The organism is Dactylosporangium roseum, from assembly GCF_025264685.1.
Taxonomy (GTDB): Bacteria; Actinomycetota; Actinomycetes; order Mycobacteriales; family Micromonosporaceae; genus Dactylosporangium; species Dactylosporangium roseum.
In genome coordinates this window covers 6,392,454-6,413,143 of sequence record NZ_CP073721.1, presented here as the reverse complement: position 1 = coordinate 6,413,143, position 20,690 = coordinate 6,392,454, and the positions used below count along the sequence as shown (strand labels likewise).

Annotated in this window: 20 protein-coding genes; 12 read left to right on the top strand and 8 right to left on the bottom strand. The window is 71.7% G+C overall.

The window, feature by feature from the left end; translation table 11 throughout:
- Positions 1-39 precede the first annotated feature (39 nt).
- The 3 genes from Drose_RS30055 to Drose_RS30045 form a co-directional block, all read right to left on the bottom strand.
- A complete protein-coding gene (locus Drose_RS30055; RefSeq protein WP_033362529.1) occupies positions 40-708 on the bottom strand; it encodes a response regulator transcription factor in 669 nt (222 codons plus the stop codon).
- 33 nt (positions 709-741) lie between these two features.
- Positions 742-2,289 carry a sensor histidine kinase gene (locus Drose_RS30050; RefSeq protein ID WP_260729861.1) on the bottom strand — a complete coding sequence of 516 codons (1,548 nt, stop codon included), beginning with the start codon at positions 2,287-2,289 and terminating at the stop codon, positions 742-744.
- Between the two features lie 110 nt (positions 2,290-2,399).
- The gene (locus Drose_RS30045; RefSeq protein ID WP_260724647.1) at positions 2,400-4,190 is read right to left on the bottom strand and encodes an AMP-dependent synthetase/ligase; all 1,791 of its coding nucleotides are present in this window, start codon (positions 4,188-4,190) and stop codon (positions 2,400-2,402) included.
- Between the two features lie 130 nt (positions 4,191-4,320).
- Here Drose_RS30045 and Drose_RS30040 point away from each other — a divergent pair, with 130 nt between their 5' ends.
- From Drose_RS30040 to Drose_RS30015, 6 genes are all read left to right on the top strand, one after another.
- Positions 4,321-4,767, top strand: coding sequence for an SRPBCC family protein (locus tag Drose_RS30040; protein ID WP_260724646.1), 447 nt, complete (start codon positions 4,321-4,323; stop codon positions 4,765-4,767).
- The gene (locus Drose_RS30035; protein ID WP_260724645.1) at positions 4,764-5,105 is read left to right on the top strand and encodes a hypothetical protein; all 342 of its coding nucleotides are present in this window, start codon (positions 4,764-4,766) and stop codon (positions 5,103-5,105) included. The genes Drose_RS30040 and Drose_RS30035 overlap by 4 nt, the downstream gene beginning before the upstream one ends.
- A gap of 25 nt (positions 5,106-5,130) precedes the next feature.
- Entirely contained in the window at positions 5,131-6,075 is a 945-nt protein-coding gene (locus Drose_RS30030) for an ROK family glucokinase (RefSeq protein WP_260724644.1), read from the top strand.
- Between the two features lie 4 nt (positions 6,076-6,079).
- Entirely contained in the window at positions 6,080-6,751 is a 672-nt protein-coding gene (locus Drose_RS30025) for an endonuclease/exonuclease/phosphatase family protein (RefSeq protein WP_260724643.1), read from the top strand.
- A gap of 70 nt (positions 6,752-6,821) precedes the next feature.
- Positions 6,822-8,246, top strand: a complete 1,425-nt coding sequence (locus tag Drose_RS30020) for a flavin-containing monooxygenase (protein ID WP_390891250.1) — start codon at positions 6,822-6,824, stop codon at positions 8,244-8,246.
- Between the two features lie 11 nt (positions 8,247-8,257).
- The gene (locus Drose_RS30015) at positions 8,258-9,043 is read left to right on the top strand and encodes an alpha/beta hydrolase (RefSeq protein ID WP_260729859.1); all 786 of its coding nucleotides are present in this window, start codon (positions 8,258-8,260) and stop codon (positions 9,041-9,043) included.
- Positions 9,044-9,058: 15 nt separating this feature from the next.
- Here the strand turns inward: Drose_RS30015 and Drose_RS30010 are convergent, their stop codons facing one another.
- Positions 9,059-9,958 (bottom strand): DUF308 domain-containing protein, encoded by a 900-nt coding sequence (locus Drose_RS30010; protein WP_260724642.1) that lies wholly within the window; start codon positions 9,956-9,958, stop codon positions 9,059-9,061.
- A gap of 177 nt (positions 9,959-10,135) precedes the next feature.
- On the opposite strand from Drose_RS30010, the gene Drose_RS30005 reads away from it, so the two are divergent.
- Complete coding sequence (locus Drose_RS30005) at positions 10,136-10,843, top strand: lysophospholipid acyltransferase family protein (RefSeq protein ID WP_260729858.1); 708 nt, start codon at positions 10,136-10,138, stop codon at positions 10,841-10,843.
- Positions 10,844-10,967: 124 nt separating this feature from the next.
- Here Drose_RS30005 and Drose_RS30000 read toward each other — a convergent pair whose 3' ends face one another.
- Positions 10,968-14,516, bottom strand: a complete 3,549-nt coding sequence (locus tag Drose_RS30000; RefSeq protein WP_260724641.1) for an adenylate/guanylate cyclase domain-containing protein — start codon at positions 14,514-14,516, stop codon at positions 10,968-10,970.
- A 124-nt stretch (positions 14,517-14,640) separates the two neighbouring features.
- Here Drose_RS30000 and Drose_RS29995 point away from each other — a divergent pair, with 124 nt between their 5' ends.
- Entirely contained in the window at positions 14,641-14,826 is a 186-nt protein-coding gene (locus Drose_RS29995; RefSeq protein ID WP_260724640.1) for a hypothetical protein, read from the top strand.
- 18 nt (positions 14,827-14,844) lie between these two features.
- On the opposite strand, the gene Drose_RS29990 is transcribed toward Drose_RS29995, so the two are convergent.
- Positions 14,845-15,537 (bottom strand): Crp/Fnr family transcriptional regulator, encoded by a 693-nt coding sequence (locus tag Drose_RS29990; RefSeq protein ID WP_260724639.1) that lies wholly within the window; start codon positions 15,535-15,537, stop codon positions 14,845-14,847.
- A 420-nt stretch (positions 15,538-15,957) separates the two neighbouring features.
- Here Drose_RS29990 and Drose_RS29985 point away from each other — a divergent pair, with 420 nt between their 5' ends.
- On the top strand, positions 15,958-16,452 hold the full coding sequence (locus Drose_RS29985; RefSeq protein WP_260729857.1) for a polyadenylate-specific 3'-exoribonuclease AS: 495 nt from the start codon (positions 15,958-15,960) through the stop codon (positions 16,450-16,452).
- Here the strand turns inward: Drose_RS29985 and Drose_RS29980 are convergent.
- Both Drose_RS29980 and Drose_RS29975 read right to left on the bottom strand, forming a co-directional pair.
- Entirely contained in the window at positions 16,436-16,882 is a 447-nt protein-coding gene (locus Drose_RS29980) for an ABA4-like family protein (RefSeq protein WP_260724638.1), read from the bottom strand. The genes Drose_RS29985 and Drose_RS29980 overlap by 17 nt on opposite strands.
- On the bottom strand, positions 16,882-17,844 hold the full coding sequence (locus Drose_RS29975) for a hypothetical protein (protein ID WP_260724637.1): 963 nt from the start codon (positions 17,842-17,844) through the stop codon (positions 16,882-16,884). The genes Drose_RS29980 and Drose_RS29975 overlap by 1 nt, the downstream gene beginning before the upstream one ends.
- A gap of 80 nt (positions 17,845-17,924) precedes the next feature.
- Between Drose_RS29975 and Drose_RS29970 the strand changes: the two genes are divergently transcribed.
- The 3 genes from Drose_RS29970 (at position 17,925) to proC (ending at position 20,687) form a co-directional block, all read left to right on the top strand.
- Complete coding sequence (locus tag Drose_RS29970; protein ID WP_260724636.1) at positions 17,925-18,563, top strand: MerR family transcriptional regulator; 639 nt, start codon at positions 17,925-17,927, stop codon at positions 18,561-18,563.
- 127 nt (positions 18,564-18,690) lie between these two features.
- Positions 18,691-19,719: a 6-phosphofructokinase gene (locus Drose_RS29965; RefSeq protein WP_260724635.1), complete on the top strand. Its 1,029-nt coding sequence runs from the start codon at positions 18,691-18,693 to the stop codon at positions 19,717-19,719.
- A gap of 164 nt (positions 19,720-19,883) precedes the next feature.
- Complete coding sequence (gene proC / locus Drose_RS29960) at positions 19,884-20,687, top strand: pyrroline-5-carboxylate reductase (protein WP_260724634.1); 804 nt, start codon at positions 19,884-19,886, stop codon at positions 20,685-20,687.
- The last annotated feature ends 3 nt before the right edge of the window (positions 20,688-20,690 follow it).

The window sequence follows — 20,690 nt, the reverse complement described above, 5'->3', positions numbered from 1 at the left end:
TGCGGCGCGGCCGAGGCGGTGGCGGGTTGAGGGCCCGGGTCAGAATTTCGGGGCGTCGGGGGCTTCCAGGAGGCCCAGGCGAAGGGCCGTCATGAGGGCCTGGGCGCGGTTCGCGGCGCCGAGCTTCTCGTACAGCTTCGAGATGTGCGTCTTCGCCGTGGACTCGGAGACGAACAGTTGCTTGGCGATGCCGGCCACGCTCATGCCGTCGGCGAGCAGCCGCAGCACCTGGCCCTCGCGGGGGGACAACTGCGGGCCGCTGGGGGCCAGCCGCCGCTTCATCGCCTCGGCCAGGTCGGCGGCCGTGAACGCGCTCGGTGCCGAGGCCGCGTGACGGGCCGCGGCCACCACCTCGTCGGCGGGGGCGGTCTTCGGCACGAACGCGGACGCGCCGGCCTCCAGGGCGCCGAAGAGCTGGTCGTCGCCGGCATACATGGTCAGCACGACGATGCCCATGGTGTTGCTGGTCTTCCGCAGCGCCCGGGTCGCCTCCAGACCGCTGCCGTCGGGCAGGCGGAGATCCATGATCACGACGTCGGGCTGCAAGGCGCCGGCCTGCCGGATGGCCTCGGCGGCCGTGGCGGCCTCGCCCACCACCTCGAACTGGCGGTCGCGTTCGAACGCGTGCCGGAGTCCTCTGCGGATGAGATCGTGGTCGTCGACGAGCAGCACTTTGGTGCGCGTCGTCGGCGTCGCGGTAGTCGACATTCCCGGTGCTCTCTCCCTCTGGGTGCCTTCACGCTACCGCGCACGCGGTGCGGTTCCGAGCACAACCGCCACTGTGGTCCCATTCGGCACACGTGGTGTGATCTCCAACCGGCCCCGGATACGTTCCGCCCTCTCGGCCATGATCGCAAGACCATAGCGTCCATCCGGGCGGTTCTCACCGATGCCGCTGCCATCGTCGGAGATTTCTACCTGTGCGAACGGTGGATCGACCGCGCACGTTACCCAAAGATTCTCCGCTCCGGCATGTTTCCGCGCGTTGGTGATGGCTTCCTGGGCAATGCGCAGCAGTTCTGCCTCAACCGCCGCGGGCAACCGGGCGGTCGATTCGTCGAGCGACAGGTGGACCCGGAGGCCCGCCGACGCACCGACGGTACGTGCGTAGTCCGCGATCGCGGCCGTCAATCCCCCGTAGCGGTCGACCTCGCTGCGCAGCTCGAAAAGCGAGAGCCGCAGCTCGGTGATCACCCGCGTGACCTCGGCGCGCAGGAGGCGCAGCTCCTCCTCGGCGGCGGTCGCGTCGGGCAGGGCGGCCACGGCGTTGTCGATGCCGTAGCCGACCATGACCAGTTCCTGGGCCACGCCGTCGTGGATCTCGCGGGCGAGCCGCTGCCGCTCCTCGGTGGTCGCGAGGGAGCGGACCTCGTCGAAGAGCAGCGCGGCCTCCAGCCGCAGCGCCGCCGGGCCGGTGATCGCGGTGACCCGCGAGATGAGCGAGGGCGGGTACGCGCCCGCGCTGTCGCTCTCCAGGACGATGAGCCCGACCGTGCGGACCCCGGCGATCAGCGGCACGACCAGCGACGTGAGGTCCCGTCGGCCGGACACCGACCGGGCCTGTGAACGGGTCGAGGTGACCGGCTGCTGGGTGGCCCAGGCGTCCGCGACGGCGCTCTCGGTGTCCAGCGCGGTCTCCCAGTCGAGCCGCTCGACACCGGCCTGGGCCAGCACGACGAGCCGGCCGCCGCCGCTGCCGGACAGCACGGCTCCCCGGACGGCGGGGACCATGGCCCGGACCTCGTCGAGGAGGTGCTCGGCGAGACCACCCGGATCGAGCGTGGCACCGGGTAGCTGCCGGGCGACACTGCGGAGCTGGGTGAGCAGGCGGGTCGCCTCGGCGTAGGGCTGTGGCGTGTCGTCGGGACGGCGGGCCAGCACACGCTGCAGGAGGCTTGCCTGGAAGGCGCCTACGCCGGCGATGAGCAGCCACTGGACGGCGGAGACGAGGTACGCCCGCTCGTCGAGCGCACCCTCGACCGCGCCCCCGACGGCGAGCAGCGCCACGGCGGCGCCGAGGAACAGCCCGGCGATCCGGCGGCCATCCGACAGCGCCGCCCCGATGATCGGCACCGGCAGGTACACCAGCAGCGCCCCGGCGTCAGCGTTGAGCGTCGACGCCGCGAACGCCGTGATCAGCACCTCGGCCATCCGGCCGAGCTGGGCGACGCGGTGCCCGGGCGGCGCGACCGTCGCGATCGCCGCCGAGGCGAGCAGCAGCGCGAGCCACAGCAACTCGACCGCGCGGACACCGTCGATCAGCAACAGTGTCGCGACCAGTGCGAGCATCAGGACACGAACCGCGATCACGGCGCTCCTGGGGCGTTCACCAGGCACCGGCAGCTCGGTCAAGAGCGATCCCTTTCCAGGTGGGGGTGGAACCGGAGGACACGGATCGATCAGCGCTCGTAGATGGCGGCGATCTCGTCCGCGTACTCCTTCGTCACGACGTTTCGCTTGACCTTCAACGACGGCGTCAGTTCGCCGGTCGCCTCGGTGAAGTCGCGCGGCAGGATGCGGAAGACCTTGATCGCCTCGGCCTTCGACACGGCCCGGTTGGCATCGTCGATCGCCTGCTGGACCTCGGTGCGCAACTGCTCGTCGTCGGCCAGGTCCGCCGCGGTCGCCCCGTCGGGCCTGCCGTTGGCCTTGTTCCAGGCCGGCAGCGCGTCCGGGTCGATGGTGACCAGCGCGGCGATGAACGGCCGGCGGTCGCCGATGACCACGCATTGGCTGACCAGGGGGTGGGCCCGCACCCGGTCCTCCAGGACGGCGGGGGCGACGTTCTTGCCGCCGGCCGTCACGATGATCTCCTTCTTGCGGCCGGTGATGCGCAGGTAGCCGTCCTCGTCGAGCTCGCCGAGGTCGCCGGTGTGGAACCAGCCGTCGTCGTCGATCGCCTCGGCGGTGGCGTCGGGGTCGTTCCAGTACCCCTTGAAGACGATGTCGCCCCGCACGAGGGTCTCGCCGTCGTCGGCGATGCGGATCGTCACGCCCGGCAGGGGACGCCCGACGGTGCCGATCCGGACGCCGGTGTCCCGGTTGGCGTTGGTGGCCGGGGACGTCTCGGTCAACCCGTACCCCTCGTAGATCGTCACGCCGATGCCCCGGAAGAAGTGCGCCAGTCGCTCGCCGAGCGGGGCGCCGCCGGAGATGACCCGCTCGCACCGGCCGCCGAGCGCGGCCCGCAGCTTGCTGTAGACGAGGCGGTCGAAGAGCGCGTGCTGCACCTTGAGCGCCAGCCCGGGCCGCTCGGCCTGGCTGTACGCGATCGCGACGCGCTCGGCCCGGTCGAAGATCGCGCCCTTGCCGTCGGCGTGGGCCCGCTGCTTGGCGGTGTTGTAGACCTTCTCGAACACCCGCGGCACCGACAACAGGAACGTCGGCTGGAAGCTCTTGAGCACCTCGGCGAGGTTCTTGGTGTCGGCGGTGTGGCCCATGGTGGCCCGCGCCTGGACCGCGCCGATCTGGATGAGCCGGGCGAAGGAGTGCGCGAGCGGCAGGAACAGCAGCGTCCGGGCGCCCTCGTTGAACAGCGAGCGCAGCTCCGGGACGGCGTTGACGATGTCGGACAGCATGTTGCGATGGGTGATCATGCAGCCCTTGGGGCGGCCGGTCGTGCCGCTGGTGTAGATGATCGTCGCCAGGTCGTCGGCCTTGGTCCCGGTCCGGCGCCGGTCGACGTCCTCCCGTGGCACCGCGGCGCCGTCGGCGACGAGCTCGTCGAGCGCGCTCCGGACGCTCTCGATCTGCCAGACGTGGGCCAGCGCCGGGGCGCGGTCGCGGGCCTCGGCGAGGATCTCCCGGTGCGCGTCGGTCTCGATGAAGCAGGCGACCGCACCCGAGTCCTCCAGAATCCAGGCGACCTGCTCGGCGCTGGAGGTCTCGTAGACGGGGACCGTCACCGCGCCGCAGGTCCAGATGGCGTAGTCGATGAGCGTCCACTCGTATCGCGTCCTGCTCATCAGCGCGACCCGCTCGCCCGGCTCGATGCCGGCCGCCAGCAGGCCTCTGGCCAGCGCCACGACCTGATCGAGGAACTCCGCGCAGGTGACGTCCTGCCACACGGCACCCACCCGCCGCTGGAACTGCACGGCGTCGGGCGCCGCGGCCGCGTTGTCCCAGACCGGGTCGGTCAGCGTGGCCGTGTCCGCAACGGTCACCGCGGCGGGGACGGAGAACTCGCGCACGTCCGGCTCCTCATGTCAGCTCTGTTTCCGTATCCGGAACCTACCTGTTCGCCGCCCACGTGCTCCCACCGCGTCGACCAGCGGCGAGCCGGCGGGCCGCTGCCGCCGGGACAGAGGTAGCCTGCCACGCATGGCCGACACTTCGACGCAGTCGATCGTCATTGACGCGACCCCGGAGCGGGTCGCCGCGGTCATCGTCGACTTCGCGCACTACCCGGAATGGGTGGCCGCGGTGAAGTCGATCGAGGTGGTCGAGGAGTACGAGGACGGGTATGCCAGTCAGGTCCGCTTCAGGCTGGACTCCGGCCCGTTCACCGACGAATACACTTTGCGGTACGAATACGCCGAGGACCTGAGTCGCATCGAGTGGAGCCTGGTGGCGCCGTCGAAGATGCAGAAGCAACAGGACGGCTCGTATGACATTACCGCCAACGCCGACGGCACCTCCACGGTTACCTATTCGCTGGCCGTGGAGCTGGCGATCGGCATGATCGGGATGTTCAAGCGCAAGGCCGAGAAGATGATCATGGACACCGCGCTCAAGGAGCTCAAGCGCCGCGTCGAGGTGACGCGATGACCCATCGTGACCCGCGAGAGGAGGCCGAGCGCCTGGTCGCCACGGCGTTCGCCGCGCTGTCCGTCGCCGCCAACCGGGCCGCCGGCTTCGCGACCGGCTCCGGCGAGTGCTGCGCCTGCCCCGTCTGCAAGGCCATCGCCGCCGCGCGCGACCCCGATCCGGACCTCGCCGAGCGCGTCGCGACCGGGGCCGGCGACCTCGCCGTCGGGCTGGCCGGGGTCCTGCGTTCGTTCGGCACGGCCGCACGTGCAGAATCAACGAGCTCAGCCCGTACCGCTGAAGCCTCGAACTCCGACGAAGACGACGACGTCTGGCGATCGGCCACCTCGGAGACCTGAGCCAGAACGAGAGGAGTCTGCCGCAGTGGGGCTGACCATCGGCGTCGACATCGGCGGGACCAAGGTGCTCGGCGGTGTCGTCGACTCCGCGGGTGACGTGCTCGTGCAGACGCGGCGCGACACGCCCGCGCAGGACCCGGGCGAGACGGCCGGCCGGATCATCGACGTGATCAAGGAGCTGGCCGCGTCGCACCCGGTCGACGCCGTCGGCATCGGCGCGGCCGGCTGGATCGACGCCACGCGGTCGATCGTGCAGTTCGCGCCCAACCTGGCCTGGCGCAACGAGCCGCTGCGCGACAAGATCGTCGCCGCCGTCGGGCTGCCCTGCGTGATCGAGAACGACGGCAACGTCGCGGCCTGGGCGGAGTTCCGGTTCGGCGCCGCGCACGACGCCGACGACTCGATGGTCCTGTTCACCGTCGGCACCGGCATCGGCAGCGGCATCGTCATCGGCGGCAACCTCATCCGCGGCGCACACGGCATCGCCGGCGAGCTCGGTCACGCGATGATGGTCCCCGCCGGTCACCGGTGCGGCTGCGGCCGGCACGGCTGCCTGGAGCAGTACGCGAGCGGCCGGGCCCTCGTCCGTTTCGCCCGCGCCGACGCCCGCGAGCGGCCCGAGGCCGCCGAGCAGCTCCTCAACCTGGTCGGCGGCGAGGTCGACAAGATCGACGGCCCGGCGATCACCCAGGCGGCGCGGGCCGGCGACCCGGTCGCGATCGCCGCGTTCGAGCAGATCGGCCGCTGGCTGGGCGTCGCGTTCGCCGACGTCGTGCAGATCCTGGACCCGCAGGTCATCGTGGTCGGCGGCGGCGTGATCGACGCCGGCGAGCTGCTGATGAAGCCGGCGCGGGCCAGCTACGAGGAGCAACTCGCCCAGCGCGGCCGGCTGCCGGTCGCCGAGGTGCGCCCGGCACTGATGGGCAACCTCGCCGGCGTGGTCGGGGCGGCGGACCTGGCGCGGGTGTGACGGTATGACCAAGGTGCGCGTGCTCTCGTACAACCTGCACTCGCTGCGGGACGATCGGCGCGCGCTCGCGTCGATCGTCCGGGAGATCGCGCCCGACGTCGCGATCCTGCAGGAGGCACCCCGCCGGTTCCGCTGGCGGCAGAAGTCGGCCGACCTGGCGCGCGACTTCGACCTGGTGGTCGGCGGGGGAGGGCTGCCGTCGCTGGGCAACCTGATCCTCACCAACCTGCGGGTGCGGACCGTCGAGAACTGGAACGTGCGGTATCCGCTGACGCCGGGCCGCCACATGCGCGGCGCGGCGTTCGTGCGCTGCCGCATCGGCCGCTCGACCTTCGTGGCGGTCGGCTCGCACCTGTCCACCGACGCCAACGAGCGTCCGCATCAGGCGGCGCTGCTGAAGAAGTACCTCGACGAGGTCGCCGAGCCGGTGGTGTTCGGCGGCGACCTCAACGAGAACTCGGGCGGGGCCGCCTGGCGGATGCTCGCCGACGGCCTCGCCGACACCGCCGGCGACGACGAGCGGCACACGTTCCCGTGCACGGCTCCCCGGGACCGTATCGACGCGGTGTTCGCCGATCCGCGGATCCGTGTGCTCCAGTACGACGTCGTCGACACTGCGCAGGCCCACGCCGCGAGCGACCACTTCCCCGTCGTGGTCGATCTGGAGATCGACTAGTCGGACTGGACAAACCCCCTTCCACCGGACGAGGATCTGCGCGCATACCGGTGCAGTGGGGAGGCGACGGGTGAGTTCCGACAGCGGATTCGACGGCTTCGCCGGGGATCCCACCGGCAACGCGACCCACTGGCGCGACGGGGAGCCGGTCTACGACCGCGGCGACACCGTCTGCGTCATCGGCGCGGGCGGGACCGGGTTGACCGCGATCAAGAACCTCCGCGAGGCAGGGTTCGGTGTCGACTGCTACGAGCGGGAGACAGGTGTCGGCGGCGGGTGGAACTGGCGGCACGACCGCAGCCCGGTCTACGCCAGCACGCACCTCATCTCGTCGAAGCCCTTCACGCAGTTCCCCGACTTCCCGATGCCGGACGAGTGGCCGGACTACCCGCACCACTCGCAGCTCCTCACCTACTTCGAGCGCTACGCCGACCACTTCTCGCTGCGCGACCACATCTGGTTCGGCACCGACGTGGCCCGGGTGGAGCCGGCCGAGGACGCCGGCGGCGGCCCGCCGCGGTGGGACGTCACCGTCCGGGGCTCGCGGGGCGGCGCGCCGCGCACCATGCGCTACGCGGCCGTGGTCGCCGCCAACGGTCACAACTGGTCGCCGAAGATGCCGGAGTACGAAGGGCTGGCCGACTTCCGCGGCAAGGTGATCCACGCCAGCCAGTACAAGGACGCCGCACAGCTCCGCGGCAAGAAGGTGCTCGTCGTCGGGGCCGGCAACACCGGCTGTGACATCGCCGTCGAGGCGGCGCAGCAGGCGGCGAGGTGCTGGCACTCGACCCGGCGCGGCTACTGGTACGCGCCGAAGTTCGCGCTCGGCCGCCCCGCCGACCAGGTCAACGACCGGATCCTGGCGATGCGGCTGCCGTTCAAGCTGCGCCAATGGCTGTTGCACCGGACGATCAAGATGACGGTCGGCGACCTCACCCGGTTCGGCCTGCCGAAGCCGGACCACGGCATCCTCGAGATGCACCCGCTGCTCAACAGCCAGCTACCGTATTACCTCGGGCACGGCGGCATCACGCCCGTGCCGGACGTGCGGCACTTCGGCCGGACGGAGGTGACCCTCGCCGACGGGCGGGTGGTCGACCCGGAGCTGGTGGTCTTCGCGACCGGCTACCTGCCGAAGTTCGAGTTCCTCGCCCCGGAGCTGCTGTCCATGGACGCCGCCGGCCGGCCGCGGCTCGCGCTGCGGATGCTGTCGCGCAGCCACCCGACCCTCGCCGTCGCGGGGCTCCTGCAGCCCGACTCGGCGCTGTTCACGCTGTCGCACTGGCAGACGGTGTTCATCGCGCAATGGCTCCGCGTCCTCGACGCCGCGCCGGACAGGTCGAGGGCGATCTGGGCCAGGCTGCGGCAGGAGGGGGACCGGCGGTACACCCAGGGCAAGGTCACCGACTCCACGCGGCACTGGTTCGAGGTGAGCCACTTCGTGTACCTGCGCGAGCTGGAGAAGGCCCTGCACGAGCTGGAGGCGGTCCGTTGAGCACGCGCGTGATGCGCTCGGACGAGTGGTCGAGCCCTCCGGCGCCCGTGCGGCGTGAGGTCCTCGACGCCGTTCCCGACGCCGGTGAGCTGGGCCCACCGGTCCTGTTCGTCCCCGGCTACGGCCACGCCGCCTGGGCGTTCGCCCAGCACTGGCTGGAGCACACCGCCGGGCGCGGGTTCCCGGCCTATGCGATGAGCCTGCGCGGCCACGGCGGCAGCGGGCCCTTCCCGCAGGCGCGGCTGCGCGACTACGTCCACGACGTCGCGCAGGTCGCCGCCTCGCTGCCGAAGCAGGCGGTGCTGGTGGGACACGGTGCCGGCGCGCTGGTCGTGGCGCAGGCGCTCGCCCGCTACCCGGCTCGGGCCGGTGTCCTGGTGGCGCCCGTCTTCGGCGGCCCGGGCACGGCGTTCGGCATGCTGCGCCGCAACCCGGCCGGCACGCTGCCGGGCCTGTTCGGCGGCCGGGTGTCGCTGCGGCCCTCCCAGCTCTTCAGCCGCGGCCTGCCGGCGAACCTCGCGCAGTCGTACGCGAAGCGTCTCCAACGCGTGCCGGCCGCCGCCCAGCGGCAGCTCATCCGCCGCCGTCGGCCGGAGCCGGCGGTGGGCGACCCGCCGGTCCTGGTGGTGGGCAGCCCGGACGACAGGGTGGTGTCCGGCGCGGCGCTGGAGTGGGTGGCCCGCCGTTACGGCGGCTCTCCGCTGCTGTTCCCGGGCATGGGCCACGACCTGATGCTGGACGCGCGGTGGCAGGAGCCCATCGACGCGATCCTGGACTGGCTGGAGAAGTCCCGCTGACCGCCGGGGGAGCGGTCAGACCTTGGCGCCGTTGTCCGGGTCGTCGTCCTCCTCGTCGCCCGGGCGCAGCCGGAGGATCAAGGTGACGAACCCGGCCAGCACCGCCGCGAACCCCAGGAACAGGGTCGTCTGCGCGCCGAGCGGGAGCAGGTCCGGCCAGAAGAGCAGCAGCAGGCCGGCGATCAGGGCCACCACCGCCAGCAGGGTCGACGGCGCGATCCTGGGCAGCGGGGGCGGGGGTGGCGGCGTGTACCCCTCCTCGTCGTCGTCCGGCAGGTCCGCGCCGAACGTGTCGAGGCTGTCCAGCAGCGACCGGTCCACGGCGTCCGCGGGTCGGCGCAGCGGCGTGCGGGGGGCCGGCTCGGTGTCCATGTCGGGGACGGTGCTGCTCGACGAGTCGAGGTCCTCGGCGGCGGGCCAGGGGGCGGAGCCGGGGTCGACGGTGGTGTGGAAGCCCGCGATGATGCTGGCGAACGTTTCGTCGTCGGACTTGCGGCTCGTCTTGGCCTCCTGAGCGGACGCCTCCTGGCCGGGCGCCTCCGGCGAGGGCTTCTCGCGGGAGGGCGGCTTGTCGCGTGCGGCCGGCGGGGTGGGGGACGCCGTGGCCGGGTGAGCGGCCTCGGCGGGCGGGGTGTGCTGCTCGGGCACGGAGGTGAGCCGGGTCAGAAAGTCCCGTGCCGTTGCGAGGTGCTCCCGATCAGCGTAGAGCCGGTCGGTGGGCCGGGCGGGCAGCGTGGTGGTGCGCGTCACCGGATGCAGATCGGTGGCAGGCTGAAGGTATGCGGCGATCCCGCCGGCCGCCAACACGTCGAGGAGGTGCTCCCCGACCCGGGGATCGACGTCGCCGACCACTGCGTATTCCTGCGCTACCAGGCCGTTGTCCCGCCGGCCGCGCCGCGCCCCGCCCCCTGGCACAGCTCGCCCCTCCCCGCGGTGGCCCTCGCGACTCCGGGTGCGCCGCGAACTTCCCGCTGACCGAAATCCTGACATGCCCGGGCGTGCTTCCGGGAGTGCGTTGTGGTGTGCCGTACTGGTTCGTACGCTCATTGCGACGGTCATCACCGATTGTCGCGCGATCTTGAAAGGCTGGCCGTGCTCTATTGGGTCCTGAAGTACATCGTCCTCGGGCCTTGGTTGAAGCTCATCTTCCGTCCGAAGGTCGAAGGACTGGAGCACGTCCCTGCCGACGGGCCGGTGATCATCGCCAGCAACCACCTCTCGTTCGCCGACTCGATCTTCATGCCCCTGAGCGTCCGGCGCCGGGTCACCTTCCCGGCCAAGGCGGAGTACTTCACCGGAAAGGGACTGAAGGGCTGGCTCACCAAGCTCTTCTTCGCCGGCACCGGCCAGGTCCCGATCGACCGCTCCGGCGGCAAGGCGGCGCGCGCCGCCCTGGAGGTCGGGCTGAACATCCTGCGTGCGGGCGGCATCTTCGGCATCTACCCCGAAGGCACGCGCTCGCCCGACGGGCGGCTCTACCGGGGCAAGACCGGCGTGGCGCGGCTCGCGCTGGAGTCGGGCGCTCCGGTGGTACCCGTAGCGATGATGAACATGGACAAAGTGCAACCGATCGGCCAGAGGCTGCCGAACCTCAAGCGGGTGCACATCAAGTTCGGCCCGCCGCTCAGCTTCTCCCGATATGCCGGAATGTCGGGCGACCGGTTCATCGAGCGCGCGGTGACGGACGAGATCATGTACGAGCTGATGGTCCTCTCCGGCCGCGAGTACATCGACATGTACGCGCAGAAGGTCAAGAACGCCGCGGCGACCTCCAAGCCCGCCGAGCCCGTCGCGGTGTAACCCCTCTTTTCTCTGCCGATCTTGCAGTTGTGGTGCCGAGACACTCCCTGGATGCCCGGTTTGTCAGGCACCACAACTGCAAGATCGGCGGGCAAGGAGGCGGCGAGCGGTGGTGGGCACCGCGCTAGATCGGGGGCAGCCCGGCCAGCACCAGCAGGCGGGGGGCGTCGGCCTGGGTGGCGAACGCGACCAGCTCGCTGCGCCACGGCTCCAGGCGGTCCTCGTCGCCCACCTGGCCCAGGGCCCGTACGGCCCAGGTCAGCGACAGCATGCGGGCCGACGCGTTCGGGATCTCGCAGTAGATCCCGGCCGCGGCCAGGTGCATGTCGGCCGCCCTGACGTAGTCCCCGTCCAGGCCGGCCATGCCGCCCGTGATGGTCCGCATCGCCGCCTCGACCCAGGGGGTGCGGTGGGGGACGTCGACCAGCATGTCGCGGATCGCCACCATCGCGGGGCGCCCGGACAGGACGGCCGCGTGAGCCGTCGCGTCGATCCACTCACCGCTGGCGATGGCCCGGACCTCGCGCCAGCTCTTCGCGAGCTCGACGATGAGCGCCTCCGCCTCCTGCTCGCGGCCCTGTAACGCCCGGCACAGCGCGCTCTGGCCGAGCACCGTCCACTGCAGCCGGTAGAACCCGCTGCGGCGGCCGGCCGCGAGGAGATCCTCGACGCCGTCGCCGACGGGCTCCAGCGACGACAGGACCTTCATCCAGGCGTGCACGCCGACGATCTGCAGATCCCACTCCAGGCCCGACTCGGCCAGCGCGGCCTCGGCGGCGCGGATCAGGGCCGGCCAGTCGCCGGTGAAGTACGCCGTCTGCGCCGCCTCGGAGAAGCCGATGGCGAGGGTGTGGCTGCCGGGGACCACGTCGCCGCTGTCTTCCAGCAGCGCCTGCGAGGCGGTCCAGTCGCCGTCCTCCAGCAGCGCCCAGGCGACGTTGCGCAACGCCCGGTGCTCGGACAGCAGCCGCCGCTCGCGGCACACCTCCAGCGCCGACTGCAGCTCGACCAGCCCGGACCGGTCGCCGGCCTGGAACAGCGCCGTGCCGATCGTGATCCGGGCGCCGGTGGCGACCTCGATCAGGCCGAGGCGGTCGGCGATCTCGGCGGCCACGCTGGCCGCGGCGACGGCCGGCTCGACCTCGAAGTTCGACATGTGCAGGCGGCCCAGCTCGGCATACGCGTCGGCCTTCTGCGGGCCGTCGGGCAGCTCGTCGAAGAGCTCGACCGCCCGGTCGAGGCAGGACAGCGCGTCGAGCCGGTCGGCGCGCAGCCAGGCGGCCTGGCCGCGGACCGTCCACGCGCGGGCCGCCCCGGCCTGGTCGCCGGCCGCGTAGAGCCGCTCGGCGAGCCCGGCGAGGTGGTCGGCGCCGCCCGTGTCGAGGAAGCCCTGCGGGTCGGCGTAGAACCTGATCTCGTTGGCCAGTTGCTCGATGCGCAGCAGCTCCGGGCGATCGGTCTCGCCGTCGCACAGCGCCAGGGCCTTGCCGACGTGCGCGGCGGCGGCGTCGAGGGCGTGCAACGCGTACGCGCGCCGGGCGGCCCGGTGCAGCGCGTCCCGGGCGGGCACGCTGTACCGCTTGGCGTCGAGCCCCAGCGACTGCGCGATCTCGTAGGCCGTGTTCCGGTGGTTGGCCACGACCTCGGCCAGGTCGGTGTTCCGGTCGGCGGCCACGCCGTCGAGCCACTCGGCGGTCAGCTCGTGCCGCGCGACCCGCTCGGTGCGGGGGAGCCGCTGGTAGCAGACGTCCCGCACCAGGACGTGGCCGAAGCGGTACTCCGTCTGGCCGGCCATCGTCGAGGCCGCCTGCTCGTGGATGAGGTCGCGCTGCTCGAGCCGGCGCAGCGAGCGCTCGATGCTGTCGGCGGGGCGGCTCATCGCGGCGCCGACCGCGCCGGGCCAGAAGTTCATGCCGACGACGGCGGCGGCCTGCAGGACGGCCCGGTCGGCGGCGTCGAGCAGGTCGACCCGGTTGGCGATGACGGCGTGGACGCTGTCGGGCATGGGCAGGGTCCGGCCGAGCGCGTCGGTGGCCCGCAGGTTGCCCTGCTCGGCGAGCATGCGCGTGTACTCCAGCGCGTACAGCGGATTGCCGTCGGCGAGCTCCACCAGCGAGCTGAGCGAGCCGGTCGGGAACGCGGCCTGGCCGAGCAGGTGCGCATACATGGTCGCGATCTCGGCGTCCCGCAGCGGTGGCAGCGTGATGGTCACCGACCCGGCGACCGCGCCGGCCCAGCTCGGGTTGCGCTCCAGGAACTCTGGACGCGCCGTGCACAGCAGCAGCAGCGGCACGTCGCGCACGGAGGCGGCGAGCCGCTCGACGAACCTGATCATCGACTCGTCGGCCCAGTGCAGGTCCTCGAAGACGAGCACGGTCGGGCGGTGCGCGGCCAGCGCCACGACGAACCGCCGCCACGCCGACTCGGTCTCGTCGGCGGCCATCTTCGGCCCGTCGAGGCCGACGAGCGGGCTGAGCGCCTCGGCGAGCCGCTCGGCCTCCGACGGGCTCACGATCGCCGCCAGGGCCGTGTCGAGCCGCTCCCGGGTGGTCTCCGCGCTGTCGGTGTCGAGGATGCCCGCCTGCGCCTTGACGATGTCGGCGAGGGCGGCATACGCGACGTTCGCCCCGAACGGCGGGCAGCGGCCGGTGCGCCAGGCGACCGGCGCGTCGAAGAGCCGCTCGGCGTGCAGGAACAGCTCGTGGACCAGCCGGCTCTTGCCGATGCCGGCGTGGCCGAGCACGGTGACCAGTTGCGGGGTGCGCTCGCGCAGGCCGCGGTGCAGCGCGTTGACCAGCAGGCTGAGCTCGTGGGTGCGGTTGACCAGCGGGGTCGAGCCGGCCTCACGGTCCGGGTGGTTGCGCCGCAGCGGGGCGAGCGCGAGCCAGACCTCGGTCGGCGTGGACCGGCCGCGCAGCGTCGCCGGTGGCTGGGCCTCGTAGCGGATCGAGGACTTGGTCAACGCATAGGTGCTGCCGCAGACGAGCACGCCGCCGGGCGGGGCGAGGGACTGCAGCCGGGAGGCGGTGTTGACCACGTCGCCGGCGACGATGGCCTGCCCGCCGTCACGGGCCGCGGCGACGTCGACGAGGGCCTCGCCGGTGGCCACGCCGACCCGGAAGCGCAGCGCCCGATCGGTGGTGCCCTCGGCGACGTTGGCGTAGCGGGCCAGGACGCGCTGCAGCTCCAGTCCGGCCCGCACGCAGCGCACCGCGTCGGTCTCGGTCGCGACCGGGGCGCCGAAGAGCGCCATGACGGCGTCGCCGATGTACTTCTCGACCACGCCGCCGTACTGCCCGATGACCTCCCGGGCGGTGGAGAAGAAGCTCTGCTGCAACTCGCGGACCAGCTCGGGATCGGCGCGCTCGACATACGGCGTGAAGTCGATGAGGTCGACGAACAGCACGCTGATGCGGCGGCGGTCCTCGCTGCGGGGTGCCGGGATCGGCACCGTCGCGCGGCCCATCGGGCGCTCGGCGCGGGAGAGGTTGCGGACCGCGGCGGTGGCGTCGCGCGGGGTGCCGCAGCCGGTGCAGAACGCGGCGTCCGGGCTCAGGGTGCGGCCGCACGTGACGCAGGCCGGGCTCAGCTCGGCACCGCATCCGCCACAGAACCGGTCGCCCTCGCCTGCCTGACGGCCGCAGCGTGCGCACTGACTGGAAATCGCCGACACTCCCGAACCTCGCTGAGAAACACATCCTCACATGTCGGCGACCGCACCGACCAGGTGCACGCACAGAGAGCGCGTGAACGCGGAATGTTGAGTACATTCACGTTCGACACACGGGAGGCGAACGATGCCAGAGGTACGACTCGACCGGGACTGGACGGATGCGACAGGCACGCCACACGCCGCCGGTGCCACGGTCGAGGTCGACGCGACCACGCTCGCCGAGCTGGCGGCGGCCGGTGTCGTGCGCACACGGAACAAGGAGACGGGCGGTCGGGCCGGCCCGACCGCCCGTCCGGACGACGATGCTTGAAAGGTCTGCGAGCGCCGGCTAGCGGTCGATCATGCCGGCCCGGCGGCGCAGCGCGGTGAGGTCCGTCACCACGATCCGGCGGCCCTCGGTGCGCAGCCAGCCGCGACTGGCGAACGAGCCGATCGCCTGGTTGACGCTCTGCCGCGAGCCACCCGCCATTTCGGCGAGCTGGCTCTGGTTGAGCTCGATCGTGACCATCGGCGCGTTGGTCTCGCCGGCCAGCCGGACCAGGGTCTTGGCGACCCGGCCGGGCAGGTCGAGGAAGACGTGGTCGGCGTTCTGCTCGGTGAGCCGCCGGATGAGCGCGCCCAGCGACCGCATGACGGCGTCGAGGATGCGCGGGTTGGCGTGCACCAGCTCGATGAACGCGTGCCGGGACAGCGCGAGCGCCTGGCAGTCCTCGATCGCCTCGGCGGAGGCGGACCGGGCGGCCCCGTCGAGCAGGGAGACCTCGCCGAGCGTGTCGGGCGGACGGACCACCGAAAGCACCGCGCGCTCGCCGGTCGGAGCGGTCCGGAACACCATCACGGCACCGCGCTTGAGCACGATGAGTGACTCGCCCGGATCGTTTTCGACGAACAGCAGCTGGCCTTTGCGGTATGTCCGTGGCACTGCCGCCTGGATGACCCGCTGACGCACGTCGGGATCCAGACCACTGAACATGTCCACACCGGTCAGTGCGTCGCCGGGATCTGGCAGTCGACCTTCCACGGTCAAACCCCTCCCGGTTCAGCCTTGAACGGACTCGTGATCAACGGTAGGTGATCACGAGCACAGTAATGAACTTCTACCAGATCATGACGCGCGTGTCGGAGTCTGTACATCCCCCGCATCGGCTCACCGACAGCCCGTGCATGAGCACGCAGGCAGGCTAGTGCCACCACGCGAACCGCTGGGGGGCGGGGGCGGTGGAGAGGGATGCGGCCGGGCCGCGGGTGGTGCGAGCACCCGGCCCGGCCGCTCGCCCGTGGTCGACCTGCCGGCGCTCGGCGCGGCGACCGTTCGCATCCCGCGGGTGATATCCGGCACGTCGCACCCGAAGGGCGGATGATCCCATTTCCGGCTACGGTACGTGACCCGGCCACCCCCGCTGACCGCCGTCGCGGCGGCCCGGGCAGGATGAAGTGGATGGTGGTGCACCGGTACTTCTACGACTGTGAGTTCATCGAGGACGGACGGCTGATCGACCTGGTCTCGATCGGCGTCGTCGACGAGCACGGACGGGAGTACTACGCCGTCTCGACCGAGTTCGACGAGTCCCGCGCGGTGCCGTGGGTGCGGCGCCACGTCCTCGACAAGCTTCCCTCGCCGGCCGACAAGGCGTGGCGCTCCCGCGACCGGATCCGCGACGACCTGCTCGAGTTCCTCGCCGAGCCGCTGCGCACCGGGAAGGCGGACGAGGTCGAGCTCTGGGCCTGGTACGCCGCCTACGACCACGTCGCACTGGCGCAGCTCTGGGGGCCGATGCCCACGCTGCCGCGGGAGATCCCCCGGTTCACCAAGGACCTGCGCCAGCTCTGGGACGAGTCCGGGCGTCCACCGCTGCCGGTCGCCGAGGGGCGGCACGACGCGCTGGTGGACGCCCGGCACAACCTCGCCCGCTGGCGGGTCATGCGTCCTGCGTAGCCGGTCGCGCGGCGGGCGCGGGGCGGGCCGAGCGCAGCAGCAGGTAGAGCGGCACGGCGATCGGCGACAGCAGGATCGTCAGCACCAGCACCGGGGCCGTGATCAGCGGGTGGATCCGCCGCTCCCGGCCGTCCAGGTAGATCCAGCGGCCGACGAACAGGTCCCACGCCAGCACCTGTGCCCACACGGCGGCGATCACCGTGTCGTCGGCGAAGAGGGTCCGGACCCCGTCGATGGAGGGGCTGAGCATCTCCGCCGTGAAGTCGCCGAACACCGGCCCGATCGCGACCGCCCACACGGCCAGCGCGGGCAGGACGATCAGCGGTGACGAGACGATCCGGTGCGTCCACCGCCAGGTCGGGGTGAAGATCATGAGCGCCCAGAACGGTACCGCCGCCAGAAACGCAAGCTGGAAGAGCGCCGGCGCCATCACGCCACCTCGGCCGGGACCGGCGCCGGTGCCGGTGCCGCAGTGTCGCCGGTGTCGCCGGTCCGCGCGACGGCCCAGACCACCCCACCGGCCGTCGTGAGCAGCAGGCCGCCCGCGACCGCGAGCGTGAGCGCGTCGGGGTGGATCAGCGGCTGGCCGCGCAGCGCCTGCCAGGTGACGAGGACGGTGAGCCCGGCGTAGGCGAGGCCGGCGACCGCGACGAGGCGGGTGCGCACCCCCGCGGCGCGCAGGCGGGGCAGCCGCCGCGACAGCAGTGTCAGCCCGAAGGCGATCAGCGGCAGTGCCTGCAGCGCGTGCATGCCGATGAAGTGCCCGGCGCGCAGGTCCCCGCCGGTCGTGCTCCAGTTGACCAGTGGCAGACCGGGCCCGCCGTCCGCGACGCCGACGCTGTGCGCGCCGACGATGCCGGGGGAGTCCTCGGCGAGCTGCGCCTTGGTCGGCATGGTCATCAGGGCGCCGATCGCCATGCCGCCGAGCCCGGCCAGCAGGCCGAAGCGCACCGCCAACGTGTCGGCGCGGTCCGGCAGCCGCTGGATGAGCAGCAGGATCCCGAGCCCGAGCGTGGCGAGCCAGGCGATCGCGATCGTGGCGCCCATGATGCTGAACAACGTGGCGTCGAGCGGGGTTTGATTGTTGAAGTGGCTCTGGTGCCCGCGCGCCGCCTGGCCCACCATGACCACCATCTCGATCAGCATCGTGGCGGCGATCACGGTGCCGAGCCACCAGCCGAAGCGCCGGTGGCGGTCGAGGAGCGACACCATCCAGGCGATCGTCACGGCGTAGACGGCGATCGACACTGCGAACTTGAGCGGTTTGAGCCAGATCGGCACGCCGACCAGCATGCGGTCGTCGACGGTGATGCCGGCGGCCGCCAGGACGGCGAGGGCGGCCATGAGGGCCGCGACGACGACGAGGGGGCGGTGAAGTTGAGCGACACGCATCGGAGGCTCCCAAGAATGGATAGCGGTGCTGTCTGCTATTGGAAAGCTACACTATCCATATCAAGGTCGGAAGGAGTTTCATGCGCATCGCGGAGTTGAGTCAGAAGACGGGCGTGCCGGTGCCGACGATCAAGTACTACCTGCGCGAGGGCCTCCTGCCGTCCGGCGAGCTGACCAGCCCCAACCAGGCCAGATATGACAACCGTCACGTCCAGCGGCTGCGGCTCGTGCGGGTCTTGCTGGACATCGGCCGGCTGCCCATCGCCACGATCCGTGATCTTCTGGCCGCCCTGGACCGGCCGGACCCGGACGTGCACTCGGTGCTCGGCTCGGCCCTGCCGGCGATCCTGACCACCCGGGACACCGTCGAGCCGGCAGCCGTCACGGCGGCGAAGGCCCGGGTGGACGACCTCGTGGCACGCCGCGGCTGGCTCGTCGGGTCCGGTGCGCCCGCCCGGCAGGCCGCCGCCGAGGTGCTCGCCGCGTTCGAGCAGGTCGGAGCCGATGTCGCGGACCTGCTGGAGCAGTACGCCGACGCGGCGGAGCGGATCGCGGTGCACGATCTGCGGTTCGTCGGGCGCACCGCGGACGCCGAGGAAATGCTGCACGCCGCGGTCGTCGGCTCGATCCTCGGTGACTCGTTGCTGGCCGCGCTGCGCCGCCTCGCACAGGAACACGAGTCGGCGAAGAAGTTCGGAATCCGGAGGGACGACTGCTGAGCGTTCAGGTGAAGCGACTACAGTGCGCAGTGAATCGGCAGCGTCGCCATGAGCGGGTAACTCCGGCTCGACCGCGCCAGTGCGCACGGATCGAGCGAGCAACGCAACCAGGAAGGCAAGATCAAGTATGCGTATCGGCGTACTGACCGGTGGCGGCGACTGCCCCGGTCTCAACGCGGTCATCCGTGCCGTGGTCCGCAAGGGAATCTCCACCTACGGGCACGAGTTCGTGGGCTTCCGTGACGGTTGGCGCGGACCCCTCGAAGGCGTCACCCGTGAGCTGGGCATCGCGCAGGTGCGCGGCATCCTCCCGCGCGGTGGCACCATCCTCGGCTCCTCGCGCACCAACCCGTTCAAGATCGACGGTGGTGTCGAGAAGATCAAGTCCAACCTGGCCGACCTGGGCATCGACGCGCTCGTCGCGATCGGTGGCGAGGACACCCTCGGCGTCGCCGCGAAGCTGACCGACCTGGGGGTCAACGTCGTCGGCGTGCCGAAGACGATCGACAACGACCTGGGCGCCACCGACTACACGTTCGGCTTCGACACCGCGGTCAACATCGCCATGGAGGCGATTGACCGGCTGCACACCACCGCCGAGTCGCACCACCGGACCCTCGTCGTCGAGGTCATGGGGCGCCACGCCGGCTGGATCGCGCTGCACGCCGGCCTCGCCGGCGGTGCCAACGTCATCCTGCTGCCGGAGCGGCAGTTCGACGTCGACCAGGTCGCGGGCTACGTCGAGAAGCGCTTCCAGACGCAGTACTCGCCGATCGTCGTCGTCGCCGAGGGCGCTCAGCCGCTCGACGGTCAGATGGTGCTGCACAACCAGGAGCTCGACGCGTTCGGCCACGTCCGGCTGGGCGGCATCGGTCAGTGGCTGGCCGAGCAACTGGAGGAGAAGACCGGCAAGGAGGCCCGCACGGTCGTCCTCGGTCACATCCAGCGTGGCGGCACCCCGACCGCGTTCGACCGCGTCCTGGCCACCCGGTTCGGTCTGCACGCGATCGACGCGGTCCACGAGGGCGACTTCGGCAAGATGGTGGCTCTCCAAGGGGTCGACATCATCCGCGTTCCGCTGGTCGAGGCCACGCGCGAGCTGAAGACGGTGCCCGTCGAGCGGTACACCGAGGCCGAGGTCTTCTTCGGTTCCTGACGGAGTCCGTGACCGGCAGCGCCTCGCGGCCACCCTGTAGCCCGCGGGCCGCAGCCGGTCACGGCGCTGTCCGCGGCCGCTCGGCGGCCGGCAAGATGGAGTCCGGAGCCGCGCCGGTCCGCGCCGTGCGGTGCCCCGGGAGGCTCGAACGGAGGAGGTTCGACGTGCGGATCGTTGCGGTTCTCGGCGCCGGGAAGCTGGGCGAGGTGCTGCTGTCCGGGCTCCTGCGCGCCGGCTGGCCGGCCGACCGGCTCATCGCCACGGCGCGGCGGCCGGAGCGGGCCCAGGAGCTCACCGAGCGTTACGGCATCCGCGTCGTCGACAACGAGACCGCCCTGCGCGCGGCGGACGTGCTCACGATCGCGGTCAAGCCGCAGGACGCCGGGACGCTGCTCGAGGACATCGGGCCCAAGGTGCCCGGGGACAAGCTCGTGGTGTCGCTCTGCGCCGGCCTGCCCACCACCTTCTTCGCGAAGTACCTCCCCGAGGGGACACCCGTCGTCCGGGTCATGACGAACACCCCGGCACTCGTCGACGAGGCCATGACCGCGATCTCGGCCGGCTCGCACGCGACCGGCGACCACCTGGCCCAGACCGAGGAGATGTTCCGGCCGCTCGGGCGCACGATCCGCGTCCCCGAGTCGCAGCAGGACGCGGTGACCGCACTCTCCGGCTCCGGCCCGGCCTACTTCTACTTCCTGGTCGAGGCGATGACCGATGCCGGCATCCTGCTCGGCCTGCCCCGCCAGGTGGCGCACGACCTCATCGTCCAGTCGGCGGTCGGCTCGGCCGTGATGCTGCGCGAGTCCGGCGAGCACCCGGTCAAGCTCCGTGAGGCGGTGACCTCGCCCGCCGGTACCACCATCAACGCCATCCGGGAGCTGGAGAACCACGGCGTCCGTGCGGCGTTCCTGGCCGCGCTGGAGGCGGCCCGCGACCGCGCGCGGGAGATCGCGTCCCAGAGCTGAAAC